Origin of the sequence: Acinetobacter baumannii (assembly GCF_009759685.1) — a bacterium.
Lineage (GTDB): Bacteria > Pseudomonadota > Gammaproteobacteria > Pseudomonadales > Moraxellaceae > Acinetobacter > Acinetobacter baumannii.
On the sequence record NZ_CP046654.1, the window covers coordinates 3,532,782 to 3,556,076 of the forward strand.

Sequence of the window (23,295 nt, forward strand, 5' to 3'; positions counted from 1 at the left end):
TTTATATGAAAACTATAAGCTTGTCTGTTTTTACTCCAACAAAAAAGCCCATCTTCCGATGAGCTTTTTATTTAACTAAATTTCATAATATGTATTAGACTTTAAATTCTGCTATTACAAAGTTTTTTACGATTTCATCAAAATTTGGTTTCAGAAGAGTTGGCTTGCTATCTTTTATAGTTTTATACCAATAACTCGCTGCAACTCCCATACTAACCAAAGCTAACAATTTCATAGCTCACCTCACTTATTGGGAAGAGTGGAGTTTAAAGTATCATTCGCGTTTGTAGCGTTCTAACTCGTTTTAAAGAGATTTCTGTATATTTTTTAAGCAATGTGTAATAAAAAAGCCTATATCTTTGTAAACTTCTTTAAGGACAATAGTGCAGTTTACTTACACTTTTTTCAATATAACTTATATTTAGTATTTTCCTGTACAGGATCAATATTTCAATAAAAGATAAAGAAAGGAATCTTCTAGAATGATGAAATATTTGATTATTCTTGCCTATAAAAAGTATAAAAACTTATTTTAAATATTACAATTAAAGGAGCACTTTTACTTGCTAATGGGCTTAGAACTGTATTACGGGTATTGTAAAAGATTATTCGGGGAGCTTCCCTATTTCTCTTTTACCGTTATGTATACTTTACATCTACGAACTCCATGATTATGTTGCATTAAGGAAGAAAACCAACTTTACCGAAAGTTTCAAAACTTAGTTTATTTTTTGATACAAAAATTGAAAAGAGACCAATTAATGGTCTCTTTTCACTATACTTGATTCATTGTAGACAAGAATAAAACATATGAATTCTTATTTAAGAATAGAATCAAGTAACTAGTTTTCTAGAAGTACGACATAAAACTTTCTTCTATTTAGACTTACTTTTATTCTGCCCACCACAATTTTTCATTACCGTTTTCATCTATATCCACCCAAACTGGCCAAAAAGGGCAATATTCTTCACTGTTGAGCATAAACCATACATGTACACCACCAAGATCCTCTCAAGACTCTTCGGATATAGGAAAAATTAAGCTAAATTCAGATAAAACCCCTGAAATTTCATCATCTAGTATTTTATTGTTTCTAGCTAATTTTAGTTTATTTTCTAAAATTAACTTCCTCAACATATTGAAAAAAAATTCTTTTTTCAAAGCAAAATTATTTATTAAACTTACTGGCAAACCGATATTTCGTTCTAAGCTGTCAATTGCATCCCACAGCCATCCTAAATGATGATATTTGGCTTCTTGAAAATTTAACATATAGTCAATTTGATCAACATTAAACTTATTAATCATTATGCCCACTCTAAATGTTTTTCACCATTTTTAAGTGTATAGACCCAGACAGGTCTTAATGGACAAAAATCTTTATCATAAACAACAAGCCAAGTTCCGACATCAACAACACCTAATTCCTCCGCATGTCGTTCTGATTGAGGGAATGATAGTTTGAACCATTCCAATTGCTCAGAGATAGGCATGTCATATAAAATTTCATCATTTTCGCTTTTAGCAAGTAATAAATCACCATTTTTCATTAACTTTTCTAAAATATAGAAAAATATTGTTTTTTTTAAATCAAAGTTATTGTCCACAATTTCATAAAATTCTAAATCATTACCTAATCGACTAATTGATAGCCAAATACCATCTAATGCCTGAAACTTAGGCGATTTCATTAATTCATTAAAATGTTTATCAATTAAATTAAACATTATCTACTCCATTATCTAAACTTAATTTCTATTTTTTCTTTAGGAGATAACCCTAACGAATTATTAATACCTGGATTACCCTGAATATCAATTGTCCATCTAGCTCTAGTCTGACTTGCTGAGCTTGAAACACTTCGTAAGCGGATTTGTTGCCCATTACCCAAAGTTGCCACATAAATTTGTTTATCACCATTACCTACCGCTTTAAGAGGAACCGTACCAGCTAATTGCTGCGCATACTCTTTAATATTATTAGATGTTAATTTTTGGCTATCCAATATAACAGTTGTCTGACTATTTACAGGATTGTAGCCTTTTTTAATGTCTAACCCTGCAATTGTTAACGTATTTCTTGAGTTGGTCTTTGTAAAAAGCTCTGCAATTTCTTTTTCAGGGGCAATATACGTCACACGTTTAATAACTTTTTTGCCACCTTCTGAAACTATTCCTAGACCTTTACTGGTTAAATTTCCAAGAATGGCACGCTCAACATAAGCCGTACCTTTTTCAATAGCTAATTGCTCTAAAGATTTTTTACCATCAACAACATCTTGTACATCTCTATAAATTTGGTAAGCACTATAAGCTCTATCTGCAATCATTACTGCAGCAATTAATGGCACCCAAAAAGCATTATTAGTAACAGCTGTTTCTGAGGCTTGCTGTGCAATAGCAGTATCATATCCTGTTGCTGCCGCTATCGTAACAGCCATTGCATTACTAATATTAGTTATTAATTTTTGATCACTAGAATATTGTTTCATATATTCTGCAACACTTTCACCAACAGCAGCACCAATTGCACCAGCGATACATTCACCACCTCCTATCGCAGCCCCAGTACAACCTGCTGTAGCATGAGCAACTTGGCTTAAAATATTTTTCATTAATCCATCAGAAATAATTTCTTTATTCAAATGAATCTGATTCGCCATCGTTCCTTGAATAGCTGTCCCCAATGACTGATAAAGTAAATCCTCTAAACCATCTGAGAAGCTTTCTCCTGTAATAGTTGAATTTATTCCTGTCCTGATTGTTGTTTCAATAATTGCCGTTGCTGTTTTTGCTGCGAGATTCATTAATACGTCAGGTGTATTACCCAAGGCTTTCAAAGATTGCATTGTGGCTGTACCACCAACTTTATCTAACAATCCAGCTGTCACCACGGCTGTTGCTAAATTCCTAACTGTATCTTTAGAACCCAAATCTTTTAGCGTCTGTGTAACATTTCCCTGATTATTTACTAAGCCGATAGAGGCTTGAGTTGCTATAGAAGTTAAAGCCGCATTAACCATTATTCCTGTGGTGGTATAAGTCGTTACTCCTGCTGCTGTAGTAGTTGCTAAAGTCATTCCACCAAATGTTGTAATTGTTCCTCCTCCAGCTGCAGCTACAGTAGTTGTCCCCACTGCTGCTGTGGTCGTTCCTGCACCAGCTGCGGCAGTAGTCCCAATCAATGCTGTTCCTGCTCCATAAGTTAAAACGGCAACAATAATTGCAATAATTGCTGCACCAGCACCTGTTAAACCTTGTGATTTATAATCCCAATCTTTTTGGGTTAATAAAACTGTTTGCCAATCAACATCTTTTCGGTTAACTAATTCTTTAAGATATGCATTTCCTGGCTGATTAGCCAGTTTTAGAATTTCATCCCGCAACTCAACTTTATTAGCGTCTTTTTCACTGATTGGAACTTGCACACTCAAACCACCAGCGGCTTTAAAGGTAGGTAAAACTGGCCCATTAAAACTTGGTAGCTGAGCAGTTTCAGTAATTGAGCCTTTATCTTGCATTGACTGCCAGACTACAGAATTCTTTTCTTTTTTAACTAGGTCAGTAATAGATGTTTTCGCGGCAATGAGATCTAACTTACCACCAGCTTCGATAGTTGCGTCTTTTAAATATTCAAACTCGGTTCCAACAAGTCGGGTATCAAATCCTGATTTAGTACCAATGTAATCTGCCTTTAAGATTGCAGGTAATTCAGTAACCTGCGTACGAGTTGCATTAGTTTTAGAAGTATTGTATTTAATTCCAGCAAACGATGATTTTTTTGTAATATCTACATTACTATCAGAACTCTCTTCGACTGTATAAAAGTTAAGATTCCCCCCAGAATTAATCGTAATTTTTCCACCATCAGCAGTAAAGCGCCCAGAATAAATATCAATATTATTATCTGGATTTTTAGCATCTACAGATGGATCTAGTTTTTTCGTTTCAATAAAAATATTTTTTCCAGAAATATCAACTGAAGCTGCATTAGTATCATTACTCTCAGCTACAGTCGTAATATATTTTTTCTTTAAACCACCCCAAGATTTTTTCTTTTCAGTAGTTATTGTACGGTCATAACTTTGTTCAACTGCGGCATCAAATAAAATACTTTTATTTGATTCTATTTTTACGTCACTATTTTTTGATGTAATACCTGTGGCTTGTAAGACTAGATTATCATCTTTAGTTTTACCTACAGTTCTTATGTTAACCCCTTTATCACCATTAATAATGGTAGGGCTAACTAATGTTCGCATACTATAATTATCGTCATTTTCATTTCCTTTATCATAGAAATCTGTATGACCATCAATAATAATACTTGTATTTAATATTCTTGGCTGTGAATTAGTCTCTGTAGTGGTTGTAGATTTATACTGTTCGGCTAAAACACCACTTGCTTCTAAATTTACCTGCCCCGTTTGAGCAGAAATATTTCCTCCACTAATAGATAGTCCTTTAGCAGATGTAATATTTATATTTCCTGATTTTGAAGTTAATTTAGTTTCAGTATGCTCTGAACCATTTATACTATTTTTAAAAAAACTTATGTTAGCTTCCACATCCTTAATAATTACTTTAAGTTTGTTAGATGGACCATTTATTTCTGGATATTTTTCCTCTAAATTATTTTGCATTATTGTTATTTCATCCAATAACTTTTGGCCTACTCCTTTAGTAAAAGGAAGTTTCATCATTTGTTCAATTTTTTTTCTTTTCTCAAGAATACTATCTAATTCTGACTTATAATCATTATATCTGGCTTTATTTATTAACTCAGACTCTTCTTTAATTAAACTATTATTTAAATCTTTCAACTCATCATTAAGTTCTTTCGTATATTTTAGACTAACAACTTCTTTAAGACTATTTTTTATCCCATCAATCAGCACTTCATCTTTACTTGAAACGATCTTAATATCTTTTTGCGCGGTTAATTGTGAACCTTGAATATCAACTTTAGCACCCTCTAAATTGATACCACCATTTGCTGTATCCAACTTAACAACTTGTTCTGATCCATTCCCCGCAGTACCGCCATAGCCTTTTAAAGTCAAAGTGCCTGTTTTAGAAACAAGTTCAATATCACCTACCGCCTTTAAGCTATAAACTTTTGGGTCAATCGTTAAGTTAGAATTTGTTTGAATAGTTAGGTCACCATTTAAACTATTTAACTTTGTATCATTCTTAAGTAAATCACTTCCGACCGCATTTAAGTTCAATCCAGTCTGACCTAGAATAAAACCACCCGCTTCTAATAGAACAGCTCCGCCGGTTAAATTTGTATTTTGTAATACTTGGTTTCCTGTAGCCGTTACAGAGGTGACACCCTTAGATGTTAAGTTTGTTACTTTATTCGCAATCCATTTGGTCGCTGGCGTATACTCAGCATTGCTATAAACCGTACGGCCAGAGCTTACTGCCAGATGCTGGTCTGAAGTAGCATTCACGCCCTGTAAAGTCAGTAAATCTTTTGCATAGAGTTCAGTATTACCTTTTGACGTTAATACGCTATCGATAATTGTACTCATGCCTGCTCTACTATTGATCGCAAGTTTACCAACCGTAGAGCCTAGATCTGTATTTTGGATTTTAATATCGGATTTGCTATTTTCTATCGAAACAGTTTGTCCTTTTAAAACATTATTTACCGTTTTAAATCGGCCCGTATCCCCAGTAACAACTACATCATTATTAGCTTTTAAATTTATTCCATTATTACTCGAAACTAATATATCGCCCTGACTTGCATTAACTTGTACCGATTGCAAGTTAACGGTGCCATCACCAATCGAGCCAAGTGTTACCCCTTTTAAGCCACTAATAACCGTCTGATCAGTTGTTAATTCATCTTTATCAGCTGAAGGCATCGCCTTGCTTGTCTGGGTCGAGTTTAAATTTATATTTTTATTCGCGAGTATAGAAATCTTTCCAGCCGAAGATGTGGCCTTTAAGCTATTTGCAGTAACTCCACCAGCAAGTGCGGTTAGATTAATATCACCTTGAGCCTTGAGTGCCTGACTTAAAACAAGATCAGCAATTTCAGAACTCACATCAATATTCTTTTGTGAGGTCAATGCACTATTGAGTGCTATTTGATTGGCATGTAGTTGAATACTATCTTTATTCGAGATTTCTTTTGCCGTAACGGTTAAATTATTGGCTGCATCAAGCTGAACCATGCCTGTAATAAGGGGAAGTGCCTTGTCAGCATTGTTCCAGACCAGATCACGTCCACTGTAGGCTTTAATGTTTTTAACTCTTGTTGCAGCGTTTTCAAGTGAAAATCCAAGATTCTTTAGGTTTAAATCTCCTGAACTATAAAGGTTAAGATCTTTACCCGCATAAATCGTTCCGCCTTGAAGATCAATCAGGTTTTGGGTATTAGCTGAATTTGCTTGTAGATTGATTGAACCTAAAGATGCCTGTATATGGTTCTCAGTAAGTGATAACTTACCATTACTTAAAACATTTAAATCTTTGGCAGCAATCAGTTTTGCGCCTTTGGCTGCAACCAAGTCTTTTTGTACCTGTATGCTTGCTGTACCACGGTTACTGGTGATGCCTGCGTTAGCTGCCAGATTGATGTTCGCTGCATCAACATATACATCCCCGCTCTGCGCATCATTAAAAATTCGACTATTAGCTGCTAAATTTAAATTACCTTTAGTATTGATCATTAAAGGAGAGGAAGCCAAGCTACCGTTATTAATAATAATTTCTTTAGCATTTACATTCAGGTTATTACCTGAATCGATATTTAACATGCTATTACTATTAATACTACCTGATGAGTTGATATCGGCAGCTGCACCCGTACCCGTTGTTTGTATGTTCACTAAACCTTGAGTTTTACTGTTCGAACTGATTGTACCACTGTGTTCAATCTTTCCGGCACTGGTAATTACCAGATTGTTTACTGCTTGAATAGTCCCAGCGTTAGTCACACCTAAACCTTTTTCAGTTCCCATCAAATAAATGTTGTTGGCATACATCCCACCCAGTGCTTTAACATCCACAGCCAATGTTGGTGCTGTTCCAGTACCTGTTTTAGCTGTAACATCCTGTAAATCTGCACTGACATTATTTGCCCCGGCAATCACCTGAATATCATTTTTAGCACGTAGCTCAGCACTAAGCTCTAATGCACGCGCATAGAGATCCACATAATTTGCATCGTTATTATTTCCACCCAAACCAAATTTAGAATTAGGGTTTGCTGAGACCGTAATTTTTCCTTGGTCAACCGTAAACTGCTTGATACTGCCATCAGCATTTAACTGAGGTTTACCTGTGGTGAAAATTGCCTTGTTGGCATTAATAAAGCCACCACCTTTAATACTAATACCAGACGGGTTGGCAATAATCACATCAGCCATTTGCCCTGCAACTTCCAAGTTCCCCTCAAAGCGTGAAGCGGCTGATGAATTTACTTCATTTAAAATAACTCGTGCTTCACCTGTAGCTAAAAATGGGTTCGCTGCAACGTTTCCTACTGTTTTTGTCGTAGCACCCTGACGGCTGTTATTGAGTACTGCACCTTCAGCCAACACATCAAACTGTTTATAAATATTATGGGATATCCCATTTTTTGGAGTTTGAATATTAACGACAGGAACGACTGTACCTGCTGAGTTCTTTCCAGCACCAATAACTGCTCTATTCGCAGCATTTGCGGCACTGTCCGCTACAATACCCGCATACACAGGTGCTAAAGGCATCCACAGGCTAATACTGGCAACCAATGCTTTCACTTGCCAGAGTTGATGAAATGCCTGAGATTCAGTTTTATCAATATTGCTCTGGGTACTTACTTCACTTTGACCAGAAGTCTTGGTTTGGCTTCGTACATTTTCGGCCACCGCCACAAACATTTGACGTGCTTTGCTATAAATAATGCGATAACTATTCTTGTTCATGAATTAAGTCTTTTCTAAAGTAAATTAATAAGAGAGATTGATACTAAAACCGGTAATCCAGTCTTTTTTTATGCTGTCAGGTGCAATCAGCCCGCGACCTGTAAAGGCATCCAGATAAAAACTATTTTGATAGGTGCGCAGACCTAAAACACTCCCGAGTAAATAACGCTGACCCGGTATGCTATTGCGGCCATTTACCCAGCCCTGATCAACTGCCATGTAAAACTGGGTATTTGGAATTGGTGCATTCAAGCTGATTTCTTGCTGTAGATACTGGCCGTTATCTCCTGAAAGCATGAGTTCACCATCGAAGCCACGCACGCTATAGCGCCCACCAATATAAAAGCGGTCATTGGGTACTAAAATTTTAGGTGCATATTGCCCACGCCAGTTAAGTCGGTACTGGGCAGGTTTATCGAGCAAAAGAAATGGGGTGATATAACGCAGATCTGCACTCCAAAGCGGAGCACGGGAGTAACCTTCAACAGGAAGATGGTTTCCGTAAACATCGGTAATATTTTCTTCTGGTGCAGTTCGGGCACCCACCCCCATCCCACGACGGTAATCGATGCTGCCGTCTAATACCGCATTTCCTAAATATTGACGGTGTTGAACGCCTAAATTCCAGCCTGAGGTTCTTCGGTGTAAAACATTAATTTCAATATCGTCAATAAAACTTTGGCTTTCTTTATGATAAAGCTTTCCATACACGCTGGTTTTATGTTGCCCACTACGGCTAATCACACGAGATAAATTTAGGTTGGCTTGCTGACTGTTGCCATGGTAAAGCAGTGGACCATTCCCTCCTAAGACTGTTTGCTTATATTGATAGTCATTGTAGCTAAAACCTAAATCATAATAACCAACAGGCAACTGATAACTAATGAAATAACTTCGGTTTAAATCTTCATGAAAGTTATCTAATGAGTGACTCACGTTTAACGATAAAATATCATTTAAATGAAACGGGTTATTGATACCTATCCCAATATTCCCCATATAGGTACCAGTGTCCTGATTACCCGAATCATCTACACTTAAATTGAAATTAACTTTTTGTAGTGCTTGAAGTTTGAGTATTAAATCGCTATAGCCCGTTAATTCTTTATCTTGAGCAGTTGCGGGAGTAATTTGCATATCTACCGCATAGACACGTTTTAGATTTTCCAGCCCCTGATCGAGCCTTTTTAGGTTCACAATGTCGCCAGCTTTAAATGGCAACCCAGTCTTAAGCTGTAATGAGGAAATTTTTCCTTCTTGTATAACAATCTTATTTAAGCGTCCGATTTGTATACTCAGGTTTAGATTCCCCTGACTTAAGTCTTGCGGACTCACGACAATTTGACTGGTAATAAAACCTTTTTTTAAAAGTTCGTTTTGGGCATAGTTCACAATGTTATGCAAACTTTGGGTACCAATACATTTACCCAGAATATCCTGTGGGTGTTTTTTTATGGCCTTAATCACAAAGTTAAATTGCTTTAAGTCAGATTCCGACTGACCAATTAAAGGGATAAGACTAATTTCTTTAACCGTTACGCATGGGCTTTCTTCAACAACCAGATGCTTAAAGTCCTGTAATGGCTTGGTGTTTTGATAATGAGTTTGCTGAGCAAGCTGGTCTTGTAATTGTTGGTTAAGCTCTTTTAAACGCTGATCTTGCAATACCTGACTGGGTAAAGAGACATCTTCAATCGCATAAACATATTGATGAAAACCCGCAAAAAAAATAATAGAAGAAGTTATAAAGTTCTTAGTTAACATCACATATACAGAATTGTACGTATAAGAACTTTATTTTACACAAAAAAACATATTATTCAATTTTTCTCTATGTTTATGTAATATGAAATTCCTAGTAATTATTAATATTTATACTGTTTGAGCCTATTTTAAGTGTGTATTAGGAATGATTTTGCTAACTTATGAACAAATTTGGTAAAGAAACTTCGTCTTCAATTATTCCACATAATAACTTAATAATTTAGATGAAAATCAAATAATTAAATTTTTAAAAACCTCTCCACCACCACATCCCTCTCTTCCAAACTCTTTGAGCTTAAAATCTGGAACATCAAGCCATCAATTAGGTTTAAAACCAAATTGGCATTGGGTTTTAATGCATGGGTCTCTAAACTAAAAATGAGGTCAAAAATCTCATGAAGTAGCCATTTTCTATACTCAACCGCCATACGGTAAGCGCTCACATACATATGTTTAATTTCAAAAAAGGCTTTAAGCAAAAGGTAATACAGGCTATTAAACTTAACATGTAAGTTTATAATTTCTTTGAGTTTGTACTTTGAAGTGCGGTAACGACTTGAGTAAATAATGGCAAGTACTTCTTCTTTCAGCAGGCTTTTTTGAAAAGCGATGCACATTTCAATTAACCGTTCTTTTGAGTGAAAGTAATTATAAAAAGTCGCCTTGGTTATTTTGGCTTCTTTAATAATTAGGTCTACGCCCGTCGTGTGAAAACCGTAAGTAACAAATAGACGTATGGCAGTATGAATAACCTGTAATTTTTTGGAAGAAGTTTTTAAATTTTGCATAGTTTTACCGTTATAAATTCTTGTTGTTTCTAAAAGAGATTAAAAAGCCTGTGCCTTTTCTGGGAGAAAAAAAGGCACAGCAAAGCCGTAAAGACTGTGCTTGGCACATCTCAAGTTTTATTGTTGCTAAGTTTTGGTCGTGACGATTTAAAGCCTGAAAAGCCTATAGGCAATCAAGCTTCTTTAAAGTGTTTTAAGTTGTGTCGAGATAGATTTTGACAGTGACTGCCAATAATTTATGAATGTGCATAGCCAACTCCTTCTTTTGGGAGTTCTGCCGAAACATTATAAATTATGGTGGCAGAACGGAAGCGGGTTGACGGACTGGTTTCAACTCCAGCACACTCGAAAGTGTCCCACTCCCGTCCTACCGCTACGGGAGGGAACGAGGTGTGCACACAAGACTCTTCCTCAGAAGAAATAATCCTGATGTGGTTGAAATAGCGGTCCGTCAAAACCGACTGGCAATGTAGGCCAGCCCGCAAATGGTAATCTTCAATATTTGAGCTGTCAATGTGAAATTGGCTAGAAATTATTTAATTAATTATTGTTTTTCATTTAATTACATAATTAAGGAAAACCTTAAATATTGGCTTAACAATTTGCTTTTATAACAGCACTCTAACGCTTTCTTTTTATTATGACTGCGCTTGCTCGGCCATAAATATTTTAAATTTTGAGACTAAAAAAGGAGGTATTAGCCTCCTCTTTTAATTCAAACTCTCAACATCTGGTGGTAATTAAATACCTTTATCTGCCAGTATTACTGAAGATTCTTTGAGTACGTTTTAGTTGATATTTGTACGATCTCTTTCTTTTCTAGACGATTTAACAATGTGCCAAATATTGCAGCAACAATGTACATAAATAATGAATAAACTGCTGCTGGCATAGCGGCCATACTGCTTGCCATTACTGTAAAAGCAATGGTCATGGCTAAGGTACTGTTATGAATTCCAATTTCAAACGCGCAAGCTTTTGCCTGAAAGCTATTTACACCCAATAATCGTGGAACAAAATAGCCAACCATTAAACTACATACGCAAAACAGCAAAGTTGCCAATCCAATTTGTCCAATATATGTCATCAGATTTTGGTAATCTCGCGCAACTGCTAATATGATGATCGATACGAGAAAAAAGATAGCAAAGATACGCACAGGTTTATTGAGCTTTTCAGCCGTATGCGGCGCAAAATGACGGACTAACATCCCGATCCCAACGGGCACTAAAATAATAAGAAAAACTTGTATGATTTTAGAGAATTGCAAACCTACATTTTGTCCATTTTCCATAAAGTGTTGTATTGCAAAATTCACAATTAACGGAAGTGTAAAAGCAGCAATGACCGAATTTATAGCCGTTAAAGTAATATTTAAAGCGATATCTCCTTTATAGAGATAACTAAATAAATTAGCTGTTGGCCCGCCTGGTGACGCAGAAAGGAGCATTAATCCAACAGCAAGCATGGGTGGTAAAGCAAGAACCTTACAAATAATAAATGCAATACCGACTAAAATAACCAGTTGGCAAAATAATGCGATAAAGACGGCTTTTGGGTGTTGTCGCACGCGTTTAAAGTCATTTATGGTCAACTCCAGACCCAAACCAGCCATAATAATTGCAAGTGCAATTGGTAAAAATACGGTAATTAATCCTGAACCCATAATCTCATTCCTTTTTTCATTTATTTATAGAGCTTCTAGCCCCATACACTTATGTTTTTAATTAAAAGTTCTTATTAAACTTTTAGTTCTTTTCTTAAAATTTTACCCACATTCGACTTGGGTAATTCATTGATAAATTGAATATAGCGTGGTTGTTTGTAGCCAGTCAGGTTTTCTTTTGCATAGATTTGGATTTCTTCAACCGATAAAGAGTCATCTTTTTTGACAATAAAGGCTTTCGGCACCTCACCCGATTTTTCATCTGCAATGCCAACCACGGCGACTTCTAAAATTTTTGGATGTTGGGCTAAAACTTCTTCAATTTCGTTCGGAAAAACATTAAAGCCTGAAACTAAAATCATGTCTTTTTTACGGTCAATAATTTTGGTGTAGCCTTTTTCATTCATAAAGCCAATATCACCCGTTCTAAAGAAACCATCAGCAGTCATGACCGCTTTCGTTTCTTCAGGTAAATTCCAATAACCTTTCATGACCTGCGGGCCACGAATTGCAATTTCACCAGTTTCACCGGGCGCTAATTGGTGACCTTCATCATCCAAAATTGCAATATCCGTGCTCGGTACAGGAATACCGATCGTACCACTAAAAGTATTAGAGATTGGCGGGTTAAAGGTCGCCACAGGAGAAGTTTCTGATAAGCCATACCCTTCACGGATAATACGTCCTGTCAGTTTTTCCCATCCATCGGCAGTGGATTTCAAAATTGCCATACCGCCGCCCGTGGTAATTTCTAAACGGCTATGGTCCAACTTATTAAAGGCTTCATGATTAATCAGTGCATTAAATAATGTATTTACAGCAGGAAAAACCGTGGGACGATATTTTTCAAAACAATGCACGAGAGCATCTAAATCACGCGGGTTTGGAACTAAAACAGTGGCATAACCTTTATTCATTGCACTGTGTAATAAACAGACAGTAAAACCAAAAATATGATAAAGCGGTAAGGCACAGATCGCTATTTCATCTTCAAAAGCATCTCGGTCACCAAAGTAGCTTTTGAAAACCACATTATTTTGTAATAAGTTGGCAACAATATTTTTATGGGTTAATTCTGCGCCCTTGGATACACCTGTTGTTCCGCCGGTATATTGTAAAAGCGCAGTGTCCTCAAGAATAAGCTTAGGACGTATATAGTCTTGGGCATTTGTCTTCAATAAGATTTGCTTAAAAGCGTATTTTTTAGAATCTAAGGTGTCTAATTCAGTAGGTTGGTCAACTAACATTTCAGTCATGGTAGTGGTAATAATTTGTTCAACCGACACTTGTTCTTTGACAGCATCATAAACAGGTAAAAACTGTTCTAATATAAATAAGACTTTTGCGCCTGCATCATTTAATTGATGCTTTAACTCGCGTGCTGTATAGAGGGGGTTAATATTGACCAGAATATAACCTGCACGAATGACGGCAAGTGAAATAATTGGGTACTGAATAATATTGGGCATCATCACGGCAACACGTGTACCTTTTTCTAGCCCTAAACTTTGCAAGAATGTTGCTACTTTTCGACTATATAAATCGATTTCAGCATAAGAAAAAGATTGATCTGCAAATATAAAAGCCTTTCTTTGCTGGAACTTATTAAAACTGTTGTCCCATAAATCGAGAAGTGAAGTTTGTTCATCCGGCAATGTAATGGTGCTTTCTATATTCCATTGCTTATATTCGTCTAACCAGATCTGTTTTGTCATCTTATTGTCCTTTTATGAGAGGGAGAAATGGAACTGTTCCTACTCCACTTTTTATATTTTCTTTAATCTCTTAATCTGCTTACTCTCGTGCAGAATTAAACTGTTTATATAACTAAGCGATCCATCAAATAGTTGAATTAAAATTTATAACCAATTTTCAAACCGTAACCGATTGAATAGTTATTTTTATATTCACCAACATAATATTCACTGCCTGCTTGAGCACCAAGCTGTCCTTTGGCATCACCGAGCCATAGATACTTCATTCCACCTGAAATAAAGTATTTTGAAGTTGGACTATATTGCGCACCAAGACCAACACTGTAATAACCTTTAGCTGGCCCACCTGTGGACACCCGCTCACCTGCTCCCGAGTCCCAGCCTACAGAAACTGAACCTGACCATTTATCGCTAAGGCGTTGTCCAATTCCAAGATTGGCAGACCATTGATCATCATAATAACGAACCAGATTAAAACCATTTGGACGACTTGGCATTGATAGAACTCCAACAACTTCTGAGATTTCACCGAAACGATACGGTTTAAACTCAAAATCATTCCAGTGAACCCAACGCACGTTACCGAACAATAAAGTACCTTTGCGTAATCCGGTCTGAAATTCCAAATTCACTGACTCTGGCGCTCTAAACTTAGTTGAGCCTGATGTGCCTGCTTCAGGTAAACCCGCAACAATACGATTGAGTGCCTCCTTCCGCGATTCAGTGAGTTGTCCTATAGAAACCATATACGCCAAATGCTGATCAAGAAAATCACGGCCTTGCTGCGTACTCAACATATCAACCAGTGGCGCATTTTCATTAGCAGTCACTTCATGCATAATTTCTGAACGATAGGTCAATGAGGCTTTAATGGCTTTTTCGGGAATTTGATAACCAAATCCTGCCAGCCATCCCCAATCTCCAACTTCTTTGGCATTAAAGTCATAGCCATTATATAAACTGAAAACTTGACCTCTTAAATTGACGTTACTTTTAAATGTCTGATAAACAGGACCTGCATAAAAATTCCAGTTTTTATCCGGTTGATAACCGAATATCAGACTAAAATTTTGCATAACAAAATTCGATTTGGTGTTCCCTGTTACGGCTTCTCCACCAGTCTTTTGGGCAAGTGTTGCTGAATCAATGCCCGGTACTAAAATCGTATCACTCGGCTTAGCAACAAAGCTGTTATTTCCGTAATATTCAGAGTCGGAAGTAAATGGCTGATCGTAAAGAAAACCAAATGAAAACTGAGGTGCTAACTGTAATTTCAAGGCTGCACTGGGACGATAATCAGAGTTTGCAATATCAGAAATACTATTACGTGTTGGGTTTGTACCCGCTTCTTGTCCTTCTAATGAAGTGTCTGAAACAGATAAACTTGCCTCAAAATAATTACCAGGTTGTAGAAATGCAGAAATTGATTGTCCTGTTCGATCAAATGCTGCTGCATAGAGTGGGCTCGTACAAAATGAAGCCATGACCATGACTAATGTTTTCTTTTTCATCTTTTAATCCGTCCTAGATTTTTATTTTTACTTATTAGGGCGCTCTTTACTGAACGCCTGATGTTTGTTTTTACATAGTGATTCTTATTAGGTATTTTCTATAAAATCAGGTTGTTCTCCTTTTCTGTCAAACGGCGCGGTTAAGGAATGGTTCTTACTAGAACCATTCTTCTGACATATTGAGTGGAGTCGTCTCTACCGGATCAAGTACCGCTAACCAACTTATAATTTTCGGCATTTCCCAGCCAAAGAAATAATCACACGCTGCAAGCTTCCCATACAGAAAATCAGGATCTGTTGAGTTCGGCATGAGTTTATGAATGACTACCGCTTGATCAAGCCATAACCACCCCACTACAAGATGCCCAAAAGCTTCCAGATAATTGGCGGCATTTGCCAGTTGAAGTTCTACATCGGTTAATGCATGCAATTTCTCTGTTACATTTCGGATGAGTTGCCACTTTTGGTCTAATTGATCTGCATGATCTTTTAAAGAAGGCTCAGCTTTGGCTTGTGCGATCGTATTCATGATTTTTTCATGTAATAGCTTCATCGACAGCCCCTGATTAAGACGAGTTTTTCGCCCTAATAAATCGAGTGCCTGAATGCCAAATGTTCCTTCATGAATCGGGTTAAGTCGATTGTCCCGATAAAACTGTTCAACATTATATTCACGGGTATAACCGTAGCCGCCATGAACTTGAATAGCTAAATCATTTGCCACAAGTCCCCATTCAGAAGACCAGCTTTTCACTACTGGTGTTAATAGATCAAGTAATTGATGGGCTTGATTGCTTTGCTCGGCATCTTCAAGGGAGTGAATATCATCGGTTAATCGGGCTGCATATAGGCACAGTGCTAATGCGCCTGAGACATATGCTTTTTGCGCCAAGAGCATACGGCGTACATCTGCATGTTGAATGAGCGGGATTTGTGGGGAACTTGGATTGCGTTCACTACGAGAGCGACCTTGTACTCGTGTTTTTGCATAATCTAAAGCATGAAGATAACCTGTATATCCTAATGCTGCTGCCCCAAGTCCAACCGAAATTCGGGCTTCATTCATCATATGGAACATATAGGCCAGCCCTTTACCAGCTTCGCCGACTAGTTCACCAATTGCGCCTGCTTCTCCTTCGGGTGTGAAACGACCTTCCCCAAAATTCAGCACACAATTCACTGTTCCCCGATAACCCATCTTGTGGTTAATTCCAGCTAATACCACATCATTGCGTTCACTTGGCTGTCCATTTTCATCGAGTAATTTGCGCGGTACGGTAAACAGAGAAATGCCTTGCACACCTGCTGGTAATTGTCCATTTTCATCTGGAATTTTTGCCAAAACCAAATGAACAATATTGTCAGAGATATCGTGCTCGCCACCTGAAATCCACATTTTGTTTCCAAACAAACGATAACGACCATCTTTTGTTTTAATCGCACGTGTACGAATATCAGCCAGACTTGAACCTGCTTGCGGCTCCGATAAACACATCGTTCCGAAACATTTGCCTTCTATCATGGCGTTGACATAGGGTTTAACTTTTTCAGGTTCACCATGAGCCATTAATAAATTTGCATTACCAATGGTTAAAAAGGCATAGCCCGCTGTTCCTGAATTGGCACCGAGTAGATATGCCATACCTGCACGCTCAATGGTATTGGGTAAGTTCATTCCATTCCAATCTGACGGAAACGCTGCACTCATCAAACCTGCATCAGCAAAGGCCTTAAGTGCGACCCCGACTTCAGGATTAACAGTTACACGTTCACCATCAAAAACAGGTTCGTTACTGTCATTTTTTTTATTATGAGGAGCAAATAAATCGGTTGCCAAAGCCTCGTAAACGTTTAAAACAGATGTATATTCAAAACGGTCCTGTCCTGCAAAAGTATCGCGTTGGCTGAGTTCTTCGACTTTTAGCCAGTCGAATAGCAAAAAATCGACATCACGGCGAGAGAGAATTAATTCATTGCTCATGGTTTATTCCTATACATTTACAAGTGTAAGCCACTCGGCCACAAGTGCCGGTTTTGCCTGATCTTCGATTTCAATCGTGACTTCCATGATCAACTGATAACTTCCCTCATTTTTTTGGGAAACATTTTTTAAGTGAAAATTTCCACGCACCCGCTTACCGCTATATACAGGACTAATAAAACGCAAATTATTGATGCCATAATTCACGCCAGATTTCTGCCCCTGTACAGTCGGCAAGACTTGAGCGGCCATCGCTGAAAGTAAAGAGAGTGTTAAAAAACCGTGGGCAATCGTGCCACCAAAAGGTGTCTGGCGAGCAGCTTCTTCATCCACGTGAATAAATTGATGATCTTGTGTGACATCCGCAAAGGTGTTAATCATGCTTTGATCAATGGTCATCCATTGCGAGCTACCTAATGCTTGACCTTGCAACTCAACCAGTTGGTCGATGCTTAATGTATTTTTTGTCAAAATTACTCTCCTGCCATTAATGAAGCTTTTTTCAGCTCAAGCTCACCCTGAGCGCCTCCTCTGACAGGCACAAACTCATCTGTTCGGTCTGAAACATCAGCTAAACGTTGTGCTAAAACATGCGGAACTTGTTCATCCGTACCTAAATAAATTCCTTGCGTAAGGGTAATGTGGGCAGCTTCAAAACTACCTGCGCCAGCACAAAGAATCATACGGGTAGGTGCATCTTCGCTAACCAAAGTCGCGATTGCAGGACTGACCGCACTTGGAGCAAGAGCTTTAAGGGCTTCTTCGGGTAATAATCCTTCAAGCATACGAGTTGCAGCTGTTGGTGCTAAACAATTCACCCGAACATTAGATTTTTCACCCTCTAAAGCCAGTGTCTGCATGAGTCCAACCAATGCCATTTTTGCAGCACTGTAGTTGGACTGCCCAAAGTTGCCATATAGACCAGATGATGAAGTCGTCATAACAATACGACCATATTTTTGCTCGCGCATGATATCCCATACCGCTTTTGTGCAATTTACTGCCCCCATTAAGTGGACATCAATCACGGTACGAAAGTCATCTAGTGACATTTTGCTAAAAGTTTTATCTCGAAGAATTCCAGCGTTATTAATTAAAATATCTACACGTCCCCAACGGGCAATGGTTTCATCTACCATCTGTTGAACTTGTTCAATATCAGTGACTGAAGCACCATTTGCCATCGCCTCACCACCAGCCGCAATAATTTCATCCACGACTTTTTGGGCCGCCATGGTTGAGCCACCTTTTCCGTTTACATCGCTACCAAGATCATTCACGACCACTTTTGCACCCAAACGAGCCAGTAACAATGCATGTTCCCGCCCTAGACCTGCGCCTGCACCTGTAACAATAGCCACTCGATTGCTTAAATTAATTGTCATGATTTTTTCCTAAACATATGAATAAGATGTATTTAATAAATGTTTTAATAAGCTGTCACGCCGCCATCAATTGCAATGGCTTGACCTGTGAGATATGAGTTTTCTTTGGCACACATCATCAGCATCATTGCCACCACTTCGCTTGGATGGCCAAGACGCTTCATTGGCGAGGCTTGCCCTAAAAAGTCTTGTTTCTCTTTGAGTTCACTGTCGACCACCATCGGGGTGGTTGTATAAAATGGACAAATTGCATTAACTCGAATGCCTTTATTTGCATATTCAACCGCTGCTGTTTTGGTTAATCCCACCACAGCATGCTTTGCCGCAGCATAGGCAGCCAATTTGGGAGCAGCGCCTAAACCTGCAACAGAAGCAACATTCAGAATAATGCCCCCACCTTGTTGCAACATCTGACGAATTTGATGCTTCATTCCAAAGAACACACCTTTGGCATTGACGGCAAAACTCAAATCCAGATCTGCTTCATCGGTATCAATAAAGCTTTTCATAGGCGGACTCATACCTGCATTATTGATCCCGACATCGACTCTACCAAACTGAGTAACTGCACTTTGCACCAAAGCCTGTACATCTGCTTCACAGCTGACATCACACACTTGCGCAACCACTTCCACTCCTGCTTGGCGTAGCGGTTCAACTACGGTATTTAACCCTTCAATATTCAAGTCACCCAACACTAATTTTGCACCATACTTTGCCAGTTGCTCTGCCAGCAATGCACCAAATCCACTCGCCGCACCTGTGATTAAGACCACTTGACCTGAATAATGTTCGTACATTGCTATTCCTCCCTAAATAGTTAAACCGCCATCAACCACAATACATTCACCATTGGTGTAACTCGCAGCATCGGACACTAGATACAATACGGTACCTGCCATTTCACGTGGTTCTGCGTGACGGCGTAATGGAATTGTGTCCATCCAACTTTTATAAATATCTTCATTTTCAAATAGTGCCGAAGCAAATTTGGTCTTGGTAAGACCCGGCAATAAAGCATTCACTCGAATGCCCAATGGTCCACATTCTTTTGCAAAGGCTTTGGTCATATTCACCACCGCAGCTTTGGTAATAGAATAAATACCTTGTCGATCTCCGGGTTGCAGGGCATTTACAGATGCGGTATTAACAATTGCACCGCCACCCTGTTCTTTCATTAATTTACCTGCCTCAACAGACATGAAGAAATATCCACGAATGTTGACTTCAACCGTTTTGTTGTAGGCCCCAATATCTGTATCGAGAATATGACCAAAATAAGGGTTGGCAGCCGCATTATTGACTAAAATATCTAAACGACCGTGTTCTTTACGAATATATTCAAAAATTGCTGCAATATCTTCGAGTTTACCTACATGACAAGCGGCTGCCTCCGCTTTACCATTTGCTGCAATAATTTCATTAGCAACGCGTTGGCAATCTTCAATCTTGCGACTAGATACAATTACATGTGCGCCTTGTTCTGCTAAAAGTTTGGCAATTTCCTCACCAATACCACGGCTTGCACCTGTAACTAAGGCTATTTTTCCAGTCAAATCAAATAAATGTGTTGCCATATCATTTCCTTATGTTCATAGGTTTTATAAAAATTAGTTGTAATCAATGCTTCTAAATGTGGTTACCACAAGCGCTACATTCAAAATTCACGGTTTTAATCACTCTATTTCTTACGCTATTTCCTGACCATATCTAACTTGTTACAATGAATAAAATGAATTGTTTGAATAACAAACTATGAATGAAATGAATAATAATATTGTCTCTCTTGCTCGTATTGACCTGAATTTATTTCGTGTATTTGTGGCAATTTATAAAGAAAAAAATCTAACACGGGCCAGTGAACAACTTTATCTAAGTCAACCTGCTGTTAGCCATGCTTTGGCACGTTTACGTGATCATTTTAATGATCCATTATTTATTCGAGATGGACACGGTGTTGTTCCATCACCTTTAGCCAAACGTTTATGGCCTAAAATTGAACAGTCATTACAACTTATACATCAAGCAATTCAGAGCACACATGACTTTGTGCCAGCACGAGATTTAAAGCATCTCACAATTGCTATGAATGATGAGTATGAAGGAATTTTTTTACCCTCTATTATTCAGCACTTGACTCAATTTAATCCTAATTTGCAGTTAAATAGCGTACGCATTGATCGTAAAAACTTAAGACATGAGCTTTCTACGGGGAAAATTGATTTTGCGATTGATGTTCAACATTCAGTTGAAGATAGCATTGGTTATGAATGCCTTACTAAAGATCAATTTGTAGTAATAAGTCGCAAGCAGCATCCCTTATTATCAAAGACAAACTTAACTAAAGAAATTTATTTAGAAGCTAAGCACATTACGGTGTCCTCTCGTCCCACAGGTCGTGTCTTTGAAGATTTTTTCTTATCTAAACAAGGTATCAAAAGAACGATTAGTTTCCGCTGCCAACAATATGAAACGGCAATCCGATTAATTACACAAATGGACCATTTACTCACAATTCCTCAATGTCAAATTGCTCATTTTAAAGATACTTACCCTCAAATTAAGGTGCATCCGCTACCCATTGATATAGCTGGATATCAGATGAATTTATATTGGGATCAGCAAAAGTCCCATGAACACCAAATCGTATGGTGTAAGAGCCAAATATTGCAGCTTATGAATAGTTTATAAAATAGTAAATTTATGACAGTAAAATTCTATTATGCTTGCGCTGCTCATATTTTTATGTATGATTGAGTAATCACTCAATTAATATTTTTGTATATGGCTCGTCCTCGAAGTGAAGATAAACGTAATGCAATTTTAAGTGCTGCTATCGAAACATTGGCAGAGCTTGGCGAGCGTGCGTCTACCTCAAAAATTGCCAAAGTTGCTGGCGTAGCAGAAGGTACTTTATTTACCTACTTTAGTAATAAAGAAGAGCTGCTTAACCAGTTATATCTTTCGCTAAAAGCTGAGTTACGTCAGGTCATGATGCATGGTTACCCGACTAACGCTGACTTGCAAACACAAATGTCGCACATTTGGCAAAGCTATTTGGACTGGAGTTTAGAAGCTCCTCTTAAACGTAAAGTGATGGCGCAGCTTTCCACCTCGGAACAAATTACCGAGCAAAGTAAACAAATTGGTATGCAAACCTTTTGTGACCTGACTCAAAACATTCAAGAATGTATTAATGACGGCAAGTTAAAAGATTACCCGCCGTTATTTATTGCTTCAATTTTAGGTGCGCTTGCCGAAGTTACACTTAATTTTATTGCCCAAGACCCTTCTCAAACCGAGCGTTATCGCAAATCTGGTTTTGAAGCGTTTTGGCATGCAGTTTCAATATAGATAAAAGATAAGGATGCACGGCATCCTTATCTTTTAATGAATTAATGAGTGAGTAAATACTCATTTAAATAAATCAAAATAAGCACTTAGTTCAAGTTCTTATTTGCACATTAGGTTTGTTCCAATAAGGAAAAAATAAGATGACTATTTCAAATACAACAGACTTGCCTGCTCCCTTAATGCCATCTCAGCAACACAATGGCAAATTTAGAAATACACGTCCAAACCAACACAAGCCTTCTTTTGGCAAAACGCTTCAACTCATGTGGAAGTTTTTATTTAACAAACCCAAAGGCACTGTTCCAAACAAAGCAATTCCTGTTTTAAGTTTGTCGAAAGAACAATTATTAAGTGCGCCTGACCGGTCTCTATTTCGTTTGGGCCACTCAACTATTTTATTAAAACTGCAAAATGAGTTTTGGTTAACCGACCCTGTTTTTTCGGAGCGTGCCTCACCTTTTCAATGGATTGGTCCAAAACGTTTTCACCAACCACCGATTAGCATTGCAAACTTACCACCCATTAAAGGCGTGATTTTGTCGCATAATCACTACGACCATCTAGACTACCATGCGGTCATGCAGCTTAACGATAAAGTTGAGCATTTCTTAACACCACTTGGTGTAGGCGACACCCTTATTAAATGGGGAATTCCAGCAGAGAAGGTTCAGCAGCTCGACTGGTGGGACACTACACATGTAGATGGACTCGAACTGGTGGCTACCCCTGCCCATCATTTTTCAGGCCGTGGAATGGGTGATAGCAATGCGACGCTTTGGGCGTCGTGGGTGATTATTGATAATGACTTACGTGTATTTTTTAGCGGTGACACGGGATATTTTGACGGTTTTAAAGAGATTGGGCATCGTTACGGTCCTTTCGATCTGACCATGTTAGAAACTGGTGCTTACGACCCCGAATGGCCCGATGTTCATATGCAACCAGAGCAAACTTTACAAGCACATATCGACTTAAAAGGACGTCATTTGTTGCCTATCCATAACGGTACTTTCGACTTGGCGCTTCATGCTTGGGATGACCCATTTGAACGTATCGTCGCTTTGGCTCAACAAAATAATTTAGCGATTAGCACACCGCAAATGGGTGAATTATTGAACTTAGAGGAACCAAATATTGAAAATTATTGGTGGCGTTCGTAAGTTTTCCGATAATTTTTTAAATTATTTATCCTATTAAATTTCAATT

At 38.0% G+C, this 23,295-nt stretch carries 18 protein-coding genes; 3 read left to right on the plus strand and 15 right to left on the minus strand.

Going from position 1 to position 23,295, the window contains the following annotated elements; translation table 11 throughout:
- Positions 1 to 94: 94 nt before the first annotated feature.
- The 15 genes from GO593_RS16890 to GO593_RS16955 form a co-directional block, all read right to left on the minus strand.
- The gene (locus GO593_RS16890; protein ID WP_000770268.1) at positions 95 to 235 is read right to left on the minus strand and encodes a hypothetical protein; all 141 of its coding nucleotides are present in this window, start codon (positions 233 to 235) and stop codon (positions 95 to 97) included.
- 777 nt (positions 236 to 1,012) lie between these two features.
- Entirely contained in the window at positions 1,013 to 1,309 is a 297-nt protein-coding gene (locus GO593_RS16895; protein WP_000608625.1) for a hypothetical protein, read from the minus strand.
- Complete coding sequence (locus GO593_RS16900; RefSeq protein WP_000482554.1) at positions 1,309 to 1,728, minus strand: DUF596 domain-containing protein; 420 nt, start codon at positions 1,726 to 1,728, stop codon at positions 1,309 to 1,311. Before GO593_RS16900 ends, GO593_RS16895 begins: the two co-directional genes overlap by 1 nt.
- Before the next feature lie 11 nt (positions 1,729 to 1,739).
- Positions 1,740 to 7,925 carry a two-partner secretion domain-containing protein gene (locus GO593_RS16905; protein WP_002134361.1) on the minus strand — a complete coding sequence of 2,062 codons (6,186 nt, stop codon included), beginning with the start codon at positions 7,923 to 7,925 and terminating at the stop codon, positions 1,740 to 1,742.
- Positions 7,926 to 7,949: 24 nt separating this feature from the next.
- A complete protein-coding gene (locus GO593_RS16910; RefSeq protein ID WP_000956370.1) occupies positions 7,950 to 9,689 on the minus strand; it encodes a ShlB/FhaC/HecB family hemolysin secretion/activation protein in 1,740 nt (579 codons plus the stop codon).
- Positions 9,690 to 9,928: 239 nt separating this feature from the next.
- Entirely contained in the window at positions 9,929 to 10,477 is a 549-nt protein-coding gene (locus GO593_RS16915) for a TetR/AcrR family transcriptional regulator (RefSeq protein WP_001180453.1), read from the minus strand.
- 236 nt (positions 10,478 to 10,713) lie between these two features.
- Positions 10,714 to 10,875: a hypothetical protein gene (locus tag GO593_RS19100; RefSeq protein ID WP_153300538.1), complete on the minus strand. Its 162-nt coding sequence runs from the start codon at positions 10,873 to 10,875 to the stop codon at positions 10,714 to 10,716.
- Positions 10,876 to 11,240: 365 nt separating this feature from the next.
- The gene (locus GO593_RS16920) at positions 11,241 to 12,143 is read right to left on the minus strand and encodes a bile acid:sodium symporter family protein (RefSeq protein ID WP_000534578.1); all 903 of its coding nucleotides are present in this window, start codon (positions 12,141 to 12,143) and stop codon (positions 11,241 to 11,243) included.
- A gap of 74 nt (positions 12,144 to 12,217) precedes the next feature.
- Positions 12,218 to 13,858, minus strand: a complete 1,641-nt coding sequence (locus GO593_RS16925) for an AMP-binding protein (protein WP_000166093.1) — start codon at positions 13,856 to 13,858, stop codon at positions 12,218 to 12,220.
- Positions 13,859 to 13,995: 137 nt separating this feature from the next.
- Positions 13,996 to 15,369 (minus strand): outer membrane protein transport protein, encoded by a 1,374-nt coding sequence (locus GO593_RS16930; protein ID WP_000730716.1) that lies wholly within the window; start codon positions 15,367 to 15,369, stop codon positions 13,996 to 13,998.
- 157 nt (positions 15,370 to 15,526) lie between these two features.
- Positions 15,527 to 17,350 (minus strand): acyl-CoA dehydrogenase, encoded by a 1,824-nt coding sequence (locus GO593_RS16935; protein ID WP_000064136.1) that lies wholly within the window; start codon positions 17,348 to 17,350, stop codon positions 15,527 to 15,529.
- 9 nt (positions 17,351 to 17,359) lie between these two features.
- Complete coding sequence (locus tag GO593_RS16940; protein WP_000164988.1) at positions 17,360 to 17,821, minus strand: MaoC family dehydratase; 462 nt, start codon at positions 17,819 to 17,821, stop codon at positions 17,360 to 17,362.
- 2 nt (positions 17,822 to 17,823) lie between these two features.
- Positions 17,824 to 18,735 carry an SDR family NAD(P)-dependent oxidoreductase gene (locus tag GO593_RS16945; protein WP_000154577.1) on the minus strand — a complete coding sequence of 304 codons (912 nt, stop codon included), beginning with the start codon at positions 18,733 to 18,735 and terminating at the stop codon, positions 17,824 to 17,826.
- 44 nt (positions 18,736 to 18,779) lie between these two features.
- Positions 18,780 to 19,535, minus strand: a complete 756-nt coding sequence (locus GO593_RS16950; RefSeq protein WP_000272929.1) for an SDR family NAD(P)-dependent oxidoreductase — start codon at positions 19,533 to 19,535, stop codon at positions 18,780 to 18,782.
- A 12-nt stretch (positions 19,536 to 19,547) separates the two neighbouring features.
- Positions 19,548 to 20,312, minus strand: a complete 765-nt coding sequence (locus GO593_RS16955) for an SDR family oxidoreductase (protein WP_000190710.1) — start codon at positions 20,310 to 20,312, stop codon at positions 19,548 to 19,550.
- 178 nt (positions 20,313 to 20,490) lie between these two features.
- Here GO593_RS16955 and GO593_RS16960 point away from each other — a divergent pair, with 178 nt between their 5' ends.
- From GO593_RS16960 to GO593_RS16970, 3 genes are all read left to right on the plus strand, one after another.
- Complete coding sequence (locus GO593_RS16960; protein WP_001004594.1) at positions 20,491 to 21,426, plus strand: LysR family transcriptional regulator; 936 nt, start codon at positions 20,491 to 20,493, stop codon at positions 21,424 to 21,426.
- Between the two features lie 93 nt (positions 21,427 to 21,519).
- Entirely contained in the window at positions 21,520 to 22,089 is a 570-nt protein-coding gene (locus GO593_RS16965) for a TetR/AcrR family transcriptional regulator (RefSeq protein ID WP_000113707.1), read from the plus strand.
- A gap of 140 nt (positions 22,090 to 22,229) precedes the next feature.
- A complete protein-coding gene (locus GO593_RS16970) occupies positions 22,230 to 23,249 on the plus strand; it encodes an MBL fold metallo-hydrolase (RefSeq protein WP_000155956.1) in 1,020 nt (339 codons plus the stop codon).
- Positions 23,250 to 23,295 lie beyond the last annotated feature (46 nt).

Bases quoted from the DNA above. Each gene is read 5' to 3' on its own strand.
- GO593_RS16890 (WP_000770268.1), bottom strand. From the start codon at position 235: ATGAAATTGTTAGCTTTGGTTAGTATGGGAGTTGCAGCGAGTTATTGG.
- GO593_RS16895 (WP_000608625.1), bottom strand. From the start codon at position 1,309: ATGATTAATAAGTTTAATGTTGATCAAATTGACTATATGTTAAATTTT.
- GO593_RS16900 (WP_000482554.1), bottom strand. From the start codon at position 1,728: ATGTTTAATTTAATTGATAAACATTTTAATGAATTAATGAAATCGCCT.
- GO593_RS16905 (WP_002134361.1), bottom strand. From the start codon at position 7,925: ATGAACAAGAATAGTTATCGCATTATTTATAGCAAAGCACGTCAAATG.
- GO593_RS16910 (WP_000956370.1), bottom strand. From the start codon at position 9,689: ATGTTAACTAAGAACTTTATAACTTCTTCTATTATTTTTTTTGCGGGT.
- GO593_RS16915 (WP_001180453.1), bottom strand. From the start codon at position 10,477: ATGCAAAATTTAAAAACTTCTTCCAAAAAATTACAGGTTATTCATACT.
- GO593_RS16920 (WP_000534578.1), bottom strand. From the start codon at position 12,143: ATGGGTTCAGGATTAATTACCGTATTTTTACCAATTGCACTTGCAATT.
- GO593_RS16925 (WP_000166093.1), bottom strand. From the start codon at position 13,858: ATGACAAAACAGATCTGGTTAGACGAATATAAGCAATGGAATATAGAA.
- GO593_RS16930 (WP_000730716.1), bottom strand. From the start codon at position 15,369: ATGAAAAAGAAAACATTAGTCATGGTCATGGCTTCATTTTGTACGAGC.
- GO593_RS16935 (WP_000064136.1), bottom strand. From the start codon at position 17,350: ATGAGCAATGAATTAATTCTCTCTCGCCGTGATGTCGATTTTTTGCTA.
- GO593_RS16945 (WP_000154577.1), bottom strand. From the start codon at position 18,735: ATGACAATTAATTTAAGCAATCGAGTGGCTATTGTTACAGGTGCAGGC.
- GO593_RS16950 (WP_000272929.1), bottom strand. From the start codon at position 19,535: ATGTACGAACATTATTCAGGTCAAGTGGTCTTAATCACAGGTGCGGCG.
- GO593_RS16955 (WP_000190710.1), bottom strand. From the start codon at position 20,312: ATGGCAACACATTTATTTGATTTGACTGGAAAAATAGCCTTAGTTACA.
- GO593_RS16960 (WP_001004594.1), top strand. From the start codon at position 20,491: ATGAATGAAATGAATAATAATATTGTCTCTCTTGCTCGTATTGACCTG.
- GO593_RS16965 (WP_000113707.1), top strand. From the start codon at position 21,520: ATGGCTCGTCCTCGAAGTGAAGATAAACGTAATGCAATTTTAAGTGCT.
- GO593_RS16970 (WP_000155956.1), top strand. From the start codon at position 22,230: ATGACTATTTCAAATACAACAGACTTGCCTGCTCCCTTAATGCCATCT.